At 44.4% G+C, this 14,853-nt stretch carries 17 protein-coding genes and 1 pseudogene; 8 read left to right on the forward strand and 10 right to left on the reverse strand.

What is annotated here, in order from left to right; all coding sequences use genetic code 11:
- From B3182_RS11225 to B3182_RS11245, 5 genes and pseudogenes are all read left to right on the forward strand, one after another.
- Positions 1-322: pseudogene (locus tag B3182_RS11225) on the forward strand (sodium:calcium antiporter); the annotation flags it as partial.
- A 485-nt stretch (positions 323-807) separates the two neighbouring features.
- Complete coding sequence (locus B3182_RS11230) at positions 808-2,307, forward strand: alkaline phosphatase D family protein (protein ID WP_292356601.1); 1,500 nt, start codon at positions 808-810, stop codon at positions 2,305-2,307.
- Positions 2,308-2,451: 144 nt separating this feature from the next.
- Positions 2,452-2,694, forward strand: coding sequence for a type II toxin-antitoxin system Phd/YefM family antitoxin (locus tag B3182_RS11235; protein ID WP_292356599.1), 243 nt, complete (start codon positions 2,452-2,454; stop codon positions 2,692-2,694).
- Complete coding sequence (locus tag B3182_RS11240; RefSeq protein WP_292356597.1) at positions 2,691-2,954, forward strand: Txe/YoeB family addiction module toxin; 264 nt, start codon at positions 2,691-2,693, stop codon at positions 2,952-2,954. Before B3182_RS11235 ends, B3182_RS11240 begins: the two co-directional genes overlap by 4 nt.
- Before the next feature lie 24 nt (positions 2,955-2,978).
- Entirely contained in the window at positions 2,979-3,443 is a 465-nt protein-coding gene (locus tag B3182_RS11245; protein WP_292356595.1) for a hypothetical protein, read from the forward strand.
- A gap of 4 nt (positions 3,444-3,447) precedes the next feature.
- Here the strand turns inward: B3182_RS11245 and B3182_RS11250 are convergent, their stop codons facing one another.
- The 6 genes from B3182_RS11250 to orn all read right to left on the reverse strand — a co-directional run bounded on the left by B3182_RS11250 (position 3,448) and on the right by orn (position 9,024).
- Positions 3,448-4,845, reverse strand: coding sequence for a cryptochrome/photolyase family protein (locus B3182_RS11250; RefSeq protein WP_292356593.1), 1,398 nt, complete (start codon positions 4,843-4,845; stop codon positions 3,448-3,450).
- 9 nt (positions 4,846-4,854) lie between these two features.
- Entirely contained in the window at positions 4,855-6,387 is a 1,533-nt protein-coding gene (locus B3182_RS11255; protein WP_292356591.1) for a cryptochrome/photolyase family protein, read from the reverse strand.
- Positions 6,380-6,793, reverse strand: a complete 414-nt coding sequence (locus tag B3182_RS11260) for a DUF3429 domain-containing protein (protein ID WP_292356589.1) — start codon at positions 6,791-6,793, stop codon at positions 6,380-6,382. The genes B3182_RS11255 and B3182_RS11260 overlap by 8 nt, the downstream gene beginning before the upstream one ends.
- Positions 6,790-8,238: an exonuclease domain-containing protein gene (locus B3182_RS11265; protein ID WP_292356587.1), complete on the reverse strand. Its 1,449-nt coding sequence runs from the start codon at positions 8,236-8,238 to the stop codon at positions 6,790-6,792. The genes B3182_RS11260 and B3182_RS11265 overlap by 4 nt, the downstream gene beginning before the upstream one ends.
- Complete coding sequence (locus tag B3182_RS11270) at positions 8,235-8,387, reverse strand: DUF2256 domain-containing protein (RefSeq protein WP_292356585.1); 153 nt, start codon at positions 8,385-8,387, stop codon at positions 8,235-8,237. The genes B3182_RS11265 and B3182_RS11270 overlap by 4 nt, the downstream gene beginning before the upstream one ends.
- Before the next feature lie 85 nt (positions 8,388-8,472).
- Positions 8,473-9,024: an oligoribonuclease gene (orn, locus tag B3182_RS11275; protein WP_292356583.1), complete on the reverse strand. Its 552-nt coding sequence runs from the start codon at positions 9,022-9,024 to the stop codon at positions 8,473-8,475.
- Between the two features lie 109 nt (positions 9,025-9,133).
- On the opposite strand from orn, the gene B3182_RS11280 reads away from it, so the two are divergent.
- Both B3182_RS11280 and B3182_RS11285 read left to right on the forward strand, forming a co-directional pair.
- Positions 9,134-10,381, forward strand: coding sequence for a M48 family metallopeptidase (locus B3182_RS11280; RefSeq protein ID WP_292752779.1), 1,248 nt, complete (start codon positions 9,134-9,136; stop codon positions 10,379-10,381).
- 3 nt (positions 10,382-10,384) lie between these two features.
- Positions 10,385-10,660 carry a c-type cytochrome gene (locus tag B3182_RS11285; RefSeq protein WP_292356580.1) on the forward strand — a complete coding sequence of 92 codons (276 nt, stop codon included), beginning with the start codon at positions 10,385-10,387 and terminating at the stop codon, positions 10,658-10,660.
- On the opposite strand, the gene B3182_RS11290 is transcribed toward B3182_RS11285, so the two are convergent.
- The 4 genes from B3182_RS11290 to trxB are packed head-to-tail and all read right to left on the reverse strand — an operon-like array spanning position 10,661 to position 14,423.
- Positions 10,661-11,698: a GGDEF domain-containing protein gene (locus tag B3182_RS11290; RefSeq protein WP_292356578.1), complete on the reverse strand. Its 1,038-nt coding sequence runs from the start codon at positions 11,696-11,698 to the stop codon at positions 10,661-10,663.
- Positions 11,699-11,724: 26 nt separating this feature from the next.
- A complete protein-coding gene (locus tag B3182_RS11295) occupies positions 11,725-12,978 on the reverse strand; it encodes an MFS transporter (protein WP_292356576.1) in 1,254 nt (417 codons plus the stop codon).
- 7 nt (positions 12,979-12,985) lie between these two features.
- Positions 12,986-13,432 (reverse strand): universal stress protein, encoded by a 447-nt coding sequence (locus tag B3182_RS11300; protein WP_292356574.1) that lies wholly within the window; start codon positions 13,430-13,432, stop codon positions 12,986-12,988.
- Between the two features lie 52 nt (positions 13,433-13,484).
- On the reverse strand, positions 13,485-14,423 hold the full coding sequence (gene trxB / locus B3182_RS11305; RefSeq protein WP_292356572.1) for a thioredoxin-disulfide reductase: 939 nt from the start codon (positions 14,421-14,423) through the stop codon (positions 13,485-13,487).
- A 134-nt stretch (positions 14,424-14,557) separates the two neighbouring features.
- On the opposite strand from trxB, the gene B3182_RS11310 reads away from it, so the two are divergent.
- Positions 14,558-14,853 (forward strand): DNA translocase FtsK 4TM domain-containing protein (locus B3182_RS11310; protein ID WP_292752781.1); only part of this gene is annotated, 296 nt, incomplete at its 3' end.

A 14,853-nucleotide genomic window follows, 5' to 3' on the forward strand; every position in this document is an offset into this window, starting at 1 on the left:
TTCCACACCCGAATTGGTGACCACTATCGCCGCGATACGTTATGGCGCGCTGACCCTGGCAGTTAGTAATATCTTCGGTACCAACTGTTTTAATATTCTCGTAGTAGCCGCAGCCGATGTGGGCTATCCGCATAATTCCATCTATCACGATATGTCACCCGTCCAGATGACATGGGGCTTGGTCAGTATCCTGATGACTGCCATTCTGTTGCTTGGCATGGTGCGGCGCGAGACTTACGGCATTGGCCGAATTGGTTTCGAAAGTGCATTAATTCTCTCTGTTTACGTCATCGCCTTGGGCATTATTGTGTTAAATGGCTGAGACCTTTCAGATTATTAACCACAGAGGCACGAAGCGCACAGAGGTTTATATGGATATTTATCCGCAGATTACGCAGATGTACGCAGATTAATTTAGAGGCAATGGTGTGATTTAACCATGCCTCCTAAACACCAATATTGATAATGTAAAAACTTCTTAGGTTAGCGCTGAGGCACGAAGCCCAAAAATCACGTTTGCTTTGTCGGGTTACACTGCGCTAAACCAACCTACATTATTTATTCATATTTATGCCCTCCGTGCCTTGATGGTTAATCCAAAAAATCTGCGTCCATCTATGTAATCTGCGGATCGAACTCATTAAATTGCTAGTCATTTAATAATGTGAAATATTATTTTTTCAACGTTTCAATGCACCATGCATTATGGAAAGACAGAACGGAGAAAACAGAAAGTAGTTTTGTTTTCTTAAATAAATAGAACAGGGCGCGAAGGTCCTGATAAAGCAAAATCTAGGGAGGGAAAAAATGTCTTCTTCATTAATGATCGGACCCTTACTCGGTGTCGAGTCGGACACTGATTACACAGTGTGTTTTTTGACCGATAAAACGGTGAGCTCCGCTACGGTGATCATGGATGACATTTCTGTTCAGGCAACGCAAATTCAGACAACACCAAAAGGCTACTTCTGGCGAGTTGAAGCAGAAATACCAGCAAACAGTTCAGGTAAGTTTGTCAGCTACACTATTAATCTGAATAACAACAAAGCCAATGACAAGCATGGTCGTGACCGCTGGACGTTTTATGTGCCAGGTTTAGATGAAAAGCCGATATTTGCTTATACCTCCTGTAATGGTTTTTCCAGTGCAGATATTCTCACCAAAACCGAAAACCCATACGCCTTATGGGAGGACATGCAGCGCAAGCATTATCAACAACCCTTTTCCATACTAATGATGGGCGGTGATCAACTCTATGCGGATGAAATATGGTCGGCTGTCCCGGAATTAGAGAAATGGTTACAACTCACTAAAGTAGAAAAAACGTCGCGTACCTTTAACGCCACAATGCGCGATCAGGTCAATCGTTTTTATGAAAAACTCTATTGCCAACGATGGGATAACCCGTCCATGTCATTGATGATGGCATCAATACCGACGGTGATGATGTGGGATGACCACGATATATTTGATGGGTGGGGCAGCTATCCAGAGGAAATGCAGCAATGCGATGTCTATCAGGGTGTTTATGATATTGCTAAACGCTATTTTGAATTATTCCAAATCCGTAGCAGCAAAAATATCAGTTTGCTGGATAATCAGGCAAAACATTATGCTTTTGCTTTTTTATTCCGGGACTATCATATCCTGGCACTCGACAACCGAGCCGAGCGCACGCTTGAACAGGTAATGAGTTTCAGCCAGTGGCAGATGGTTAATGATTATCTTGATAATAAGGTGAACAATGGCGACCTGTTAGTCATGTCAGCTGTACCGGTTGTGTATCGTGACTTTTCATTTACCGAAGCCAGTTTTGATGTCACCCCCTGGGAAGAAGAACTGACTGATGATTTGAAAGATCACTGGCGTTCCAAAGAGCATCAGGGAGAGCGTGCTCGTTTAATTATGCGTTTGCTGCAAAATGCTGAAAAACGCTACAACATTAAATCACAGCATCAGAAAACGGTGATTCTGTCTGGTGATGTGCATCTGGGATGCCTTGGGGTGATTAATGATTCACGCAAACACGATCGACCACTGAAAATTCATCAGGTTGTTTCCTCTGGCATATTGCATCCGTCTCCAAGTCGCATTGCCTGGTTGGGTATTATGGCCGTCACCAATGATCGAGATGAGTTTCTCAATGAAGACGAAACCATCAAAATCTCCATGTTGAAACCGTTTGGCTCCGATCAATATATCCGAGCCCGAAATTATTTGACCCTTGAAGAAGGCACCGATGACAAACTTTGGGTTAACTGGATATGTGATCAAAGTAAACAAAAACCGAGTTATCCACTCGAGTAAGCGATTTCTAAAAATCCACTGGAAAATAAGTTGATTAATATCTTTTTCCTCTCTAAATTTAAAAATCGCAGAAAGCGTACGGATTGACGAACGTACATTAAGGCGTACAATTTCCACAGTTTTAAAAATTAGTTGAGGTTTACCATGAGCGGAATAACTGCCACTGAAGCACGAAGTAATCTTTATCGGCTTATTGATGAAACGGCCGAATCTCATCAGCCGGTGGTGATTATGGGCAAGCGTAATAAGGCTGTGTTGATTTCGGAAGAAGACTGGACCGCTATTCAGGAGACATTATTTTTATTGTCTGTTCCTGGGATGCGCGAGTCGATTCGTGAGGGTATGGATACGCCTGTTGAAGAATGTAATAAGGAGCTTGAGTGGTGACATGGAAGTTGGTTTACACCAAGCAAGCACAAAAAGACGCAAAAAAATTAGCCTCAAGCGGGCTTAAACCAAAAGCCCAGGAACTGCTGACGTTAGTTTCAGAAGATCCTTATCGAAAACCACCGCCATTTGAAAAGCTGGTTGGTGATCTTTCCGGAGCCTATTCACGCAGGATTAATATTCAACATCGTCTTGTCTATCAGGTTCTGGAAAACGAAGCTGTGGTTAAAGTACTCAGGCTTTGGAGCCACTATGAGTGATCATTGTCTCTGTTGTAATCAGTAATGATCGAATACTCCAAGATTAAGATTGCTCTTGAATACATAGAGGCTGCAATTGAAGAGCGCGAACTTCATCATAGATATTTTGCAGCTATGAATTTAGCTGCTGTAGCAGAAGAGTTACTCGGAAAAATAATCAGAGTTGCTGGAAAAACCGATCAATTTACCCAAGCAGTAGACACTCTCACAGAGGTTCAAAAATTCACTTCTAAACATCTTGGATGGCCAGAGCAAAGTCGAAAAGACCTTAAAAAAATTCTTGGTAGCACGAAGAACAGCATAAAACATATGGATAGTATCTTTGATCAAAATGCCAAGCTTTATTTCAATGTTGAAGATGAATCAAAATGGCTTATTCAGGCAGCAATTAGAAACTTAGATATTTTGAAAATTTATCACTCAGTAACTGTTAAGACATTTGTCGAAAAGTATAATGTCTCTAGTCCAGAACAAGATGAATATCAATAATCTTCTAATCTTTCGGCAAATCCTTAAACGCCGCGATGGCATCTTTTCTGGCCTGTTTATAATCCACAACCGGTTGTGGGTAACCGTATTGTTCGCGTAAATCTGCTGGTGGATTATGCAGTTGCTTGATTGGTACGTCTTTTAACTCCGGCACAAAGCGTTTGATAAATAATCCTTGTGGATCGTAACGTTCAGATTGCAGGGTGGGGTTAAAGACCCGAAAGTATGGCGCTGAATCGACGCCAGTTGATGCACTCCATTGCCAGCCGCCGTTATTGGCGGCGAATTCACCATCAATTAATGTCTGCAGAAAATACTGTTCCCCACGTCGCCAGTCGAGTAACAGCAGTTTGCTGAGAAAGCTGGCGGTAATCATTCTGAGACGATTATGCATCCAGCCTGTTTGGTTGAGTTGACGCATGGAGGCATCGACAATCGGAAAGCCGGTTTTGCCTTCGCACCAGGCTTTGAAACCGGCTTCATCATCGCGCCAGATAACTTTTTCAGTTTCTGGTTTGAATGCTTTACCCATGCTGATGCGTGGAAAATACAGCAATAATTGTTTGTAAAAATCCCGCCAGGCGAGTTCACGAAGCCAGTCATCATGACGCCAGTCACGATTGGCTTCACTGCAATAAAACTGAATGGTCGCCAGTAATCTTCTGGGACCTAACTGGCCGTTGGCCAGATATGGTGACAGCGTGCTGGTGGCCGGTTTGCTGGGAAAATCACGTTGACTTTTATAATCATCCAGTTTGATTTCACAAAATGCCGAAAGCCGTTCCAACGCTTTTTGTTCATTGCCGGGCCATAAATCATCACGAAATTCTCCGGCCCAATCACATTTCAATAGCTCTGGTTTTAAGGCTTTACCCTGTGGTTTTGGCTTTGCATAAGGTGCTTGCTGAATATCTTCGAGGATTTGCAGCCAGCGACGGTAATAAGGCGTGAACACTTTAAAAGGGTCATCCTGCTGGGTTTTTACCGGTAAGGCGACCAATAGGTCTTCGGCGAGCAGATGCACCTTTAAATTGGCTTTGCTTAATACATCTTTAACAGCTTGATCGCGACGTTGCTCATCCAACGGTGTTTCGGCCTGAAACCAGATATCACTGATGTTTTGTTGCTTACAGAGTTTGAGTATTTCAGCAGGTACATCGGCAAAATAATCGACTTCGAGTAAATGAAACGGTATGCCAAGCTGGGCAAGTCGATCAGCGATATCCTGTAATACCGCTGCGCGAAGCCCTAATCTTGCCGGGGATTCATCATGTTGCTGCCATTGTTCGGGTGTCGCGCAGAATACTACCTGGATTGGCCCTTGTTCGGCTGCTAATGCCAATGCGGGATGATCATCGAGGCGTAAATCATTGCGTAACCAGACCAGTTGCGTTGCTTGCATGGAGTTTCCTTACGGTAAATTTCTGAACAGGTATTCAGCATGCTGGCTGATGGCCTGTTGTTCATCTTGAGATTTGTTGTGCCAGTTTTTGACCTGCATACCGAGACGAGGGTTTTTACTCAACAGTTCCTGATGCCGGTCTACAAAATGCCAGTACAGCGTGGTAAATGGACATGCGGTTTCGCCACTGGCCTGTTTTGGATTAAATGGGCAGGACTGGCAATAATTGGACATGCGGTTAATATAGGCGCCGCTGGCAATATACGGTTTGGAGCCGACAATGCCGCCATCGGCGTATTGACTCATACCCAATGTATTCGGGATCTCCACCCAGGCAACGGCATCGACATACATCGCCAGATACCACTCATGAATAGCCTTGGGTTTAACACCCCATAACAAGGCAAACAAACCGGTGACCATCAGTCGTTGAATATGATGGCCGTATCCATGATCCAGCACCTGTTTGACACTGTGATGCAGGCAAGTCATTTCGGTTTCAGCATTCCAGTATAACGCTGGCAGCTTGCGTCGGGCATTCAGAGCATTCATCTGCAACCAGTCATCACGATAGCTCCAGTAAAGCCCCCGCACATATTCACGCCAGCCGAGAATTTGCCGGATAAAACCTTCTACCGCATTTAAAGATGCTTTATTGTCGGTGTAAGCTTTTTCAGCCGCTGCAATCACCTCTGCGGGGGAGAGTAGTTTGAGATTCAGACAGGTCGATAAGCGTGAGTGATAAAGCCAGGGTTCGTCAGTCCACATCGCATCCTGATAATCGCCGAAATGTGGCAGTCGATGCTGGATAAAATCATTTAATGCTGCCAAAGATTGTTCACGGCTGACCGGCCAGTTAAAGGTTTCAATATTGCCGTAGAGATCCGGCAGAAATTTTTCAACATCGGTTATGACTTGTTTAGTGATGTCATTCGCTTCAAACAATAAAGGCTCAGGCAATTTGGATGGACCTTTTTTGCCAAAGCTTTTGCGGTTGTCCTTATCAAAATTCCATTGACCGCCAAGCGGCTGGTCATCTTCCATCAGGATTTGTCGGCTTTTACGCAGTTGGCGATACCAGAATTCCATTCGCGGTTGTTTGCGATCGGCAAGCCAGGCTTTGAATTCACCTTTTTCACTGATGAAATGCTGATCGGCCAGCCATTCAATCTCAATATCAACATCATTGGCGCACTGCTGTATTTCATTCATAACCCGGACATCACCAGGCAATACGCAACGGATTTTTTTAAATGAATCGTGTTTTAACGTGGCAGATAAAGCGTCTGGGAAACTGGATTTTTTGTCACTCAAAGTCCAGTAAATCAGCGGATAGTTATCGGTTTTGAGTTTTTCAGAAAAGTGCCGCATCGCCGATAAAAATAAAACAGTGCGCTGTTTACTTGATAAATACTCTGTGGACTCAGCTGACATTTCAGCCATCCACAGTCGATCATGCTGAGGATCAAAGTTATCGAATAATTGACTCTCTGCATCAAGTTGATCACCAAGGATCAGATTGAGATAACGCAGCCTAGACATTTAATGTCGACATTGCTGCCAGCCACAAAAAAAACGCAGCGCCATAAGATAGATGAGCACGCAGACGCATCAACTCGGCAGAGTAGATTTCATGGAGTTGCTGCCGTTCGTATAAGTGCAAGCCAATAAATGATAATGCAGCCAGCCATAACCAGTAATGTGTTGGAGATAACAACCAGCACCAGGCCCATAACATGGTGGAGATGCTGACTATCAGCACATGACGGGGAAGCTTTTCAACGCTGCTGACATACCAGATTAGACCACCCAGAAAACTGAAAATAAGTGCCGCATAACTCAACAACCAGTCGATAGCATATAAATAGCCCAGCCAGCTCATAACTGCCAATCCTAAGAAAGGCAGCAGTCCGGCATAGCCTAAAATTCTATGACTTTTAGTGATCATGAAGCCTCCTGTGCAGGTAAACGTAATGTCTCAATCAATAATTGTTTAGGGCGAAGTTTTAATAGAAAGCGTAGCTGGATTTTGTAGGCATCCAGATCAAAATATTGGGGTTCAGCATATCGCTGTTGCAGCTTTTCATAAGCATCATGATGATTTTTAATGGTGCCAAGATAAAGCCATTGATCGACCAGATGAAAATGCGCCGCCTCGTAATCGCCATCTGCCGGCAGTTCAGTAATTACAATGGGCCCTGACCATGGCCAGGCTTGATTTTTAATACCGGATAATGCAGTTTGCAATCGCAGGTTGTACCGTATTGCCGGTTCTTCGCCACAGCAGCCACCCAGACATTTTTTTAACTGATAACCAAAACAGCCGTTTTTAGTTTTTTCCATGCCGCAAAGTTTTTGACACAGCTGATGTTCATTAATCAGATCGAGTAGTTTTTTTTCCGCTTGTTTTTGGCTACGGAATAATCCATAACGTTGACTGATATCCGGCGGCTGATGCAAGTCAGCCATTTCAATTGTGGTGCGGTGGTATCCCTTCTCATCAACGGTTAAAGCGATTTGATAAAGTCGCTTGGCTTTGGTTTGACGCCGGTTGTAGCGCGGTGTTTTGCTTTTGATTAATTGGTTTTCCAGCAGCTGGGCACCAAAATCGGAAGGCGTTTCGATAAAATCGATATGCTGTAGTTGTTGCTGCATTTCCGAGTTGCGTAGTTTGCCATTCTGTACAAAATGACTGAGCACACGTTGTTTGATATTGACCGATTTGCCGATATAAAGCAGCGAGCCTTGCTCATCAAAAAACTGATAAATCCCAGGGCGTTCTGGCAGTTTATTAATTTCAGCACTATCCAGATGACTGGGCAATCGGGTTTGTTGTGATAATTGTTTACAGGCTTGCTGGAGAGTGAATTCATCAAAATCGCGTTGAGTCTGCTGGAATAACTCAAGAATGACCTGGGCATCATCCATCGCCCGATGCCGTTGATTAATGGTCAGGCCCAGCCGGGCAACAATCGCATCAATTCCATGACGGCGGTGCTCAGGGTATAACAAACGACTGATTTTGACCGAACATAGCGTTTTGGCAGAAAAGTTTATACCAATGCGACGAAACGATTCGCGGATAAAACCATAATCAAAGCGCACATGATGGGCAACAAATACTTTGTCGGCTAGACGTTGCTGCAATTCTTCAGCAATGTCGACAAAGGAAGGTTGGTTTGCCACCATTGAATCGGTAATGCCGGTTAATTTGCTGATCCATGGGGGAATGCTGATACCCGGATTAATCAATGTCTGCCACCGGTCTGTTTCAACGCCATCGGTGATTTCGATTAAAGCAATCTCGGTGAGACGATCACGAATGGCATTACCACCCGTGGTCTCACAATCGAGTAATACCATTTTTTCCGGGAACCCCACTAAGGGCTTCATATGCGATTGACCTGCTTACGCTGACGACGGCACCGCTCTGAACAGTAAAGCACCTGCTCCCAGCACTCACGCCATTTTTTTCGCCAACTGAATGGTCGGTTGCAGATCAGGCACTGCTTTGACGGTAAGTTTGGTTTAAGGTGCGCCATTACAATCACAATTTAATTGAGTGTAATGATCATCCTGCGGTTGTCGTGAAATTACCGTGAATTGTAGTTACTACAAATGGTGACTTTACTCAGGCACTTTAATCATATGCTCGCGATAGTGCTGCAGTTCGCGGATGGAATCTTTAATATCGTCCATCGCCAGATGTGATGATTTTTTCTTGAAAGATTTTTCGACTTTGGGTGCCCAGCGCCGCGCAATTTCCTTGAAGCTGCTGACATCAAGATTACGATAATGAAAATAGGCTTCCAGTTCCGGCATCAACCGCGCCATAAAGCGACGATCCTGACAAATACTGTTGCCACACATAGGAGAAATGCCTGCAGGGACGTGCTTTTTCAAAAAATCCAGGGTTTCCTGTTCGGCTTGTTCGACGGTGACAATGCTGTTACGAACGCGTTCAGCCAGACCAGAGCCGCCATGCTGTTTGGTATTCCATTCATCCATACCCGCCAGAATAGCGTCCGATTGATGAATCGCAATGATTGGGCCTTCTGCCAAAATATTCAGGTCGCTGTCAGTGACAATTGTGGCAATTTCGATAATATAGTCGTTATTGGTATCGAGACCGGTCATTTCCAGGTCAATCCAGATCAGGTTATGTTTGCTTTTGGCCATGGGCTCCGTCTTTTTATTACTACAGATTTAGGTGAACTATGTTGCCATTGATTGTATCAAAGGCTAATGTACACGACACCTTATACGATTCTAACTGGTTTAAAAAATTATGAATGAATTTAGCTGGATATTTTTAATTGCCCTCGCCCTGATGACGGGGATTGAGATCTGGTTGTCATTGCGTCAACGTCGCCATGTGCTGGCGAATCGCGATGAAGTGCCTGCCGCATTTCGTGAGCAGATTGGTCTGGCCGCACATCAGAAAGCAGCTGATTACACTGCCGCTAAAGGGGCTCAAATGCGCCGCGAGAGTCTGTTTGGGGCGGTCGTGTTAATTCTCTGGACCCTGGGCGGTGGTTTGGCAATGTTGTCCGGTGCCTGGGAAGGTTTTGGCTGGTCAGCCATGACAACAGGGGTGGTTTTGATTCTGAGTTTTCAGGTGATTGGGTCACTGCTGGAATTACCGTTGTCCTGGTATCGCACTTTTGTAATGGAAGAGAAATTCGGCTTTAACCGAAATACACCTGCCTTATTTCTAGGTGACTTTGGCAAGCAAATTTTGCTGATGTTGGTGCTCGGTGCACCGATTGCCTGGGTGACCTTGTGGTTGATGAACAGCACTGGTGAATTTTGGTGGTTATATTTATGGGCAGCCTGGATGGTTTTTGCTGTGGTGATGATGTGGGCTTATCCGGCATTTATCGCACCGCTATTTAATAAATTTACCCCTCTGGATGATGCCAACCTGAAACAGAAGGTCGAAAGTTTATTACAGCGCTGTGGTTTCAAGAGTCAGGGAATTTATGTGATGGATGGTTCACGCCGCAGTGGACACGGCAATGCCTATTTCACTGGCTTGGGTAATAACAAACGCATCGTATTTTTTGATACGTTGCTTAATACCTTGAATGAAGATCAGATTGAAGCGGTTCTGGCACATGAATTAGGTCATTTCCGTCGCAAGCATGTCGTCAAGAATATGCTGATGATGGCCGTGATGAGTCTGGTTGGACTGGCACTATTAGGTTGGGCATCAACACAGACCTGGTTTTACACCGGTCTGGGTGTAGAGACCCAAAATAATGCGATTGCACTGATTCTGTTTATGCTGGTGATTCCGGTATTCAGCTTCTTTCTGCATCCATTGATGACATCGATGTCACGCAAATACGAGTTTGAAGCAGATGCCTATGCGGCTTCGGTTTCCAATGCCGACGATTTGATAACAGCGCTGGTGGCTTTGTATAAAGAAAATGCCAGTACACTGACACCGGATCCTTTAGTGTCGGCGATCTATGACTCGCATCCTCCAGCTTCATTACGTATTGCAGCCTTGCAAACACGGGCAGCTGTCTGAGCGATGCGTTATTTAGTGGCTATGATTTTCCTCAGTGTCAGCGCGACAACGCTGGCACAGGGAAAACAATTGCACGATGCCAATTGCATGCAATGTCATGCTTCACTGACCGATGGAAAAGCTAACTCCCTATACACACGGGATAAACGAGGAGTTAAAAGCCTGGAAGGTCTGAATAAGCGCGTCGCTAATTGTGCAATTGCCGCCGACGTTAACTGGACACCTGAGCAGCAAAAACAGGTGGTCGAGTATCTCAATAGCGAGTTTTACAAGTTCTGATTAACGTAACGTAATGCAATTTCGACCAGCTGCTTTTGATTCATATAAAGCTACATCGGCCCGTTCAATAATATTCAATGAAGTATCGCCTGGCTGATACTGACTCAGTCCAACTGAAACCGTTACCGTTCCGATGGTTTCCTCACTGTCTTTTTTCTTCAGATTACTCCCTGCCAGCTGCTGACGGATAGTATCTGCAATTTGCACGGCAACGTTTGATGGAGTGTTAATAAAAATCAACGCCATTTCTTCCCCACCAAAACGGGCTGCTATATTGGGTTGATGCTCACATTGTTTTTTCAGCAGACTGGCAAAAAATTGTAAGACGCGATCCCCCAGTAAATGACCAAATCTGTCATTTACCTGTTTAAAGTGATCGAGATCAAACAGGGCTAATGTGAACACGTTTTTACCATGATGGCACAATTCGGCAAGTTCTTTATTGAGGCTGCTGCGATTTAACAAGCCTGTTAAACCATCGGTTTTGGCTTCCTGTTTTACGGCTTCCAATTCTGATCTGAGTTTCAGGATTTCCTGTGTGGTTTCGGCCAGTTCCTGCTTGAGTTCGCTACCGGACTGTCCAAGTCGACGAGTATTTTCCAGTATTTCTGACAACACCCCCTTGATTGCTGAAATATCCTCGGATTGTTCCAGTTTGGTTTGCTGAACAGCTAAATCTTCTGAAAAGTCATCAGCCGCCAGTTCAACCTTATTGATTTGGTTCATCGTGTTGTCGACGACCAGTCTAAGGCCATTATTTGTGGCTTCAAGCCTTTCCGGCATGCCCATTAATACGTATTTTTCATAAAGCTGCTGGGTGATTTCCGCCGTGATTTTTTGCTTCTGCTGTAATCGACGGTCAATCGCTTGTTTTAATGCCTGATTGGTGCCTGAGACATATTCGTACCAGACGGCATAATTTACCGGATTAATAGGGGTCTGATGTTGATTTATAAAGGGCAATGCCCGGCGCAGATTTTCAGAGGCCTGATGAAAAGGTTCAGTGTAAACGGGCGGGAATGATGATTGCGTTGACACAAAATATCCTTCTTAGTGAGTTTTTATCAGACAAATTTGCGTTTTAATTTAATGAGAATTGGGATAATCAATAGTACAGCTAAATAAGGTAAATATTGTAAAAATAATGCACTGGGTGTATCTGCTTTGGCCACCAGATATGTCAGGATTAAAAAACTTATCATCGCCAGATTCTGCACCCAATTATTCGCAGCCAGCACACTGCCTAATTGAGTAATGTCAGCATGCATTTGAATTAATGCATTGAGTGGAATAATAAACAAACCACCAAAAAAACCAAAGCCAATTATTGCTAAAGCGAATGGAATGACAGCACTAAGGTAGGGGATTACAAACAGCATGCCGATTAATCCAATGGCCCCCACCAAAATGACAGGGAAATGAATTTGTTGACGACAAAGCTTTCCGGCCAGAAGAGAACCGCTGATGATGCCCAGACCCGAGCAGGCTAATAAACCCTGAATGATGATCGTATTGTCTTCATTCAGCACGATTTTGGCAAAAGCTGGAAAGACTGCCAGCATGGTTTGAGATAATGCCCAGAATAATGATAATCCCAATATCGAAAACCAGATTATCGGTTTGGTAGTCACCAGTTTTACATTGGTTTTTAGTTGTTTACCTTGGGTATATGCTGCCCAGTTAAAACGATGCTCTTTCTGGCTGGGAAGCAATACTGGCAGACGCCATGCAAGCCATAATTCTAATAATGACAATCCCACTAAACACCAGCCTAATGGGGCAATCAGTCGAATAATATCGGCTTCGTTTTGATAAACCTGATCGCTTAACAGGCTTTCAAACAAGATGGTAAAGACAAATATCCCACTTAAAATTGCCACGATGGTAGTGGCTTGCAGAAAACCATTGGCAGGGGCAATTTCAGTTTTACCGGCCAGCTCGCGGATATAGCCATATTTAGCGGGAGAGTAGATCGCACTTTGTGCAGCTAAAACAAAGGTTAAAGCAAAGGCAAAAATGAACCAGCCTTGATAATAGGAGAGTGTAATCAACAAGGTAACGATGACGGCAGAGAAAGCCGACCAGCGCATAATACCGGGTTTGGCAAATCTATCTGAAAGATAACCTGCCGGGGTAAACAATAAAATAAAGGGTAATAAAATTAACGCATTAACAACGGCTGTCAGGCCGACTTGCGCTGCATCATCATAAATTTTGAATATGGTATTTTGCACGATAATTTTGTGGCCAAGATCCACCATGGCATTGATAAACGCCACAGCAAGAAAAGGTCCTAAAGCCGATAGGCGTAAAGTCATCTTTGGTTTAACTTTCGCCCTTTAACCTGACGGCTAAAACGTCACACCCAGCATGATGCAGTACAGCATTGGCGGTGGAACCCAGTAGCATTTTAATGCCTTTACGACCGTGAGAGCCCACGACGATCAAATCAACATTGTTTTCTTCGGCAATACGCACAATGTCGCGACCTGGACTGCCAAATTCTATCCATTGATTGTTTGGTTCAATATCAAATTTTTGCCCTAAAGCGGTTAGTTGTTTTTTGCCTGCATCGAGTAAAGCCTCACGCATATCAGCATCAACACTAATCATTGGCTCATAAGCAAAATCTGTAAGTGGAAAATCCTCTACGATATGACATAAACTCAAACGTGTATTGTTAGCCGATGCTAATGCTTTAGCTCGGTGAATCACCATATCCGTATGGTTGGAAAAATCCGCTGCAATCAGAATATGTTGATAAAGCGCCATTGGTATTTCTCCTAAGGATAGATAAGGCAGGGAGGCCCTGCCTTATGAGTTTTTATTTTTCACTTTCCAGAAAACGTTCAGCATCCAGCGCTGCCATACAACCAGCTCCTGCTGAGGTAATCGCCTGACGGTAAATCGGATCAGACACATCACCCGCAGCAAATACACCAGGAATACTGGTTTGGGTACCTTTCTTGAGGATAATGTAGTCATGCTGCATTTCCAGCTGACCTTTAAACATCGACGTATTAGGTTGATGGCCGATGGCGATAAAGACACCTTGAACGGCAATTTCCTGAGTATTATCCGTTTCTGTACTCTTTACACGAATACCTGTAACGCCAGCATCATCACCCAGAACTTCATCAAGAGTATGATTCCAGAGAATTTCCACATTTCCGGTTTCGGCTTTTTTCAGTAACTGATTACTGAGAATTTTCTCACTACGGAAGCTATCACGGCGATGAATTACGGTAACTTTGGAAGCGATATTAGATAAATATAATGCTTCTTCTACGGCTGTGTTACCGCCACCGATGACGGCAACAGGTTGATTCTTATAGAAGAAACCATCGCAGGTGGCACAGGCTGAAACCCCACGCCCCTTAAAAGCTTCTTCAGAATCCATGCCCAGATATTTTGCTGATGCACCGGTAGCAATGATTAAGGCATCAGCTGTGTACTCTCCGGCATCGCCGGTTAATTTGAACGGCCGCTGGGTTAAATCCGCAGTATGGATATGATCAAAGATAATGTCGGTACCAAAACGTTCTGCATGTTTTTGCATACGCTGCATTAATTCCGGACCTTGCACACCATCGGCATCACCAGGCCAGTTATCGACATCGGTGGTGGTGGTTAACTGACCACCTTGTTCAATACCAGTAATTAAAACAGGTTCCAAAGCAGCACGAGCAGCATAAACCGCGGCCGTATAGCCCGCCGGACCAGAGCCTAAAATCAGTAGTCGGCAGTGTTTGCTGTCCGCCATAAGAGTGTCTCCCAGTATCGAATAAAAAACGAATCGATTAGAGTACCCATTGCTTTGCTTTTGGACAAGCATCAGCTGTTAAAACCTGTGTTAGAATTTGCGCTTAATCAATTGGCTTCATTGGAATTATCACATTGGCACAAGCGACAAAGGCAAACGACAAAAATAAACCGGATGCCACCGCTGGCGCAGTCGGATTCAGACTTCGGGAAGCTGCACTGATTCTGGCGCTGGCACTGGCGGCTTATTTACTTCTGTCTTTATTAACCTACGAACCGACGGATCCGGGGTGGTCAACTACCGGTACTGATGATCTGATCGCGAACCGGGGCGGTATTGTCGGAGCCTGGTTGGCAGATGCTTTGTTGTACGGCTTTGGTTTCCCAGCTTATCTTGCGCCATTTATGGTGGGCTTCAGTGGCTGGCTTTT

This window comes from Methylophaga sp. UBA4204, assembly GCF_002379485.1.
In the GTDB taxonomy this organism is placed as follows: domain Bacteria; phylum Pseudomonadota; class Gammaproteobacteria; order Nitrosococcales; family Methylophagaceae; genus Methylophaga.

Excerpts from the sequence above, each read along its gene's own strand:
- B3182_RS11230 (WP_292356601.1), top strand. The coding sequence starts at position 808 with ATGTCTTCTTCATTAATGATCGGACCCTTACTCGGTGTCGAGTCGGAC.
- B3182_RS11295 (WP_292356576.1), bottom strand. The coding sequence starts at position 12,978 with ATGACTTTACGCCTATCGGCTTTAGGACCTTTTCTTGCTGTGGCGTTT.
- B3182_RS11245 (WP_292356595.1), top strand. The coding sequence starts at position 2,979 with ATGATCGAATACTCCAAGATTAAGATTGCTCTTGAATACATAGAGGCT.
- B3182_RS11280 (WP_292752779.1), top strand. The coding sequence starts at position 9,134 with ATGAATGAATTTAGCTGGATATTTTTAATTGCCCTCGCCCTGATGACG.
- B3182_RS11260 (WP_292356589.1), bottom strand. The coding sequence starts at position 6,793 with ATGATCACTAAAAGTCATAGAATTTTAGGCTATGCCGGACTGCTGCCT.
- B3182_RS11250 (WP_292356593.1), bottom strand. The coding sequence starts at position 4,845 with ATGCAAGCAACGCAACTGGTCTGGTTACGCAATGATTTACGCCTCGAT.
- B3182_RS11265 (WP_292356587.1), bottom strand. The coding sequence starts at position 8,238 with ATGAAGCCCTTAGTGGGGTTCCCGGAAAAAATGGTATTACTCGATTGT.
- B3182_RS11300 (WP_292356574.1), bottom strand. The coding sequence starts at position 13,432 with ATGGCGCTTTATCAACATATTCTGATTGCAGCGGATTTTTCCAACCAT.
- trxB (WP_292356572.1), bottom strand. The coding sequence starts at position 14,423 with ATGGCGGACAGCAAACACTGCCGACTACTGATTTTAGGCTCTGGTCCG.
- orn (WP_292356583.1), bottom strand. The coding sequence starts at position 9,024 with ATGGCCAAAAGCAAACATAACCTGATCTGGATTGACCTGGAAATGACC.
- B3182_RS11270 (WP_292356585.1), bottom strand. The coding sequence starts at position 8,387 with ATGGCGCACCTTAAACCAAACTTACCGTCAAAGCAGTGCCTGATCTGC.
- B3182_RS11285 (WP_292356580.1), top strand. The coding sequence starts at position 10,385 with ATGCGTTATTTAGTGGCTATGATTTTCCTCAGTGTCAGCGCGACAACG.
- B3182_RS11235 (WP_292356599.1), top strand. The coding sequence starts at position 2,452 with ATGAGCGGAATAACTGCCACTGAAGCACGAAGTAATCTTTATCGGCTT.
- B3182_RS11255 (WP_292356591.1), bottom strand. The coding sequence starts at position 6,387 with ATGTCTAGGCTGCGTTATCTCAATCTGATCCTTGGTGATCAACTTGAT.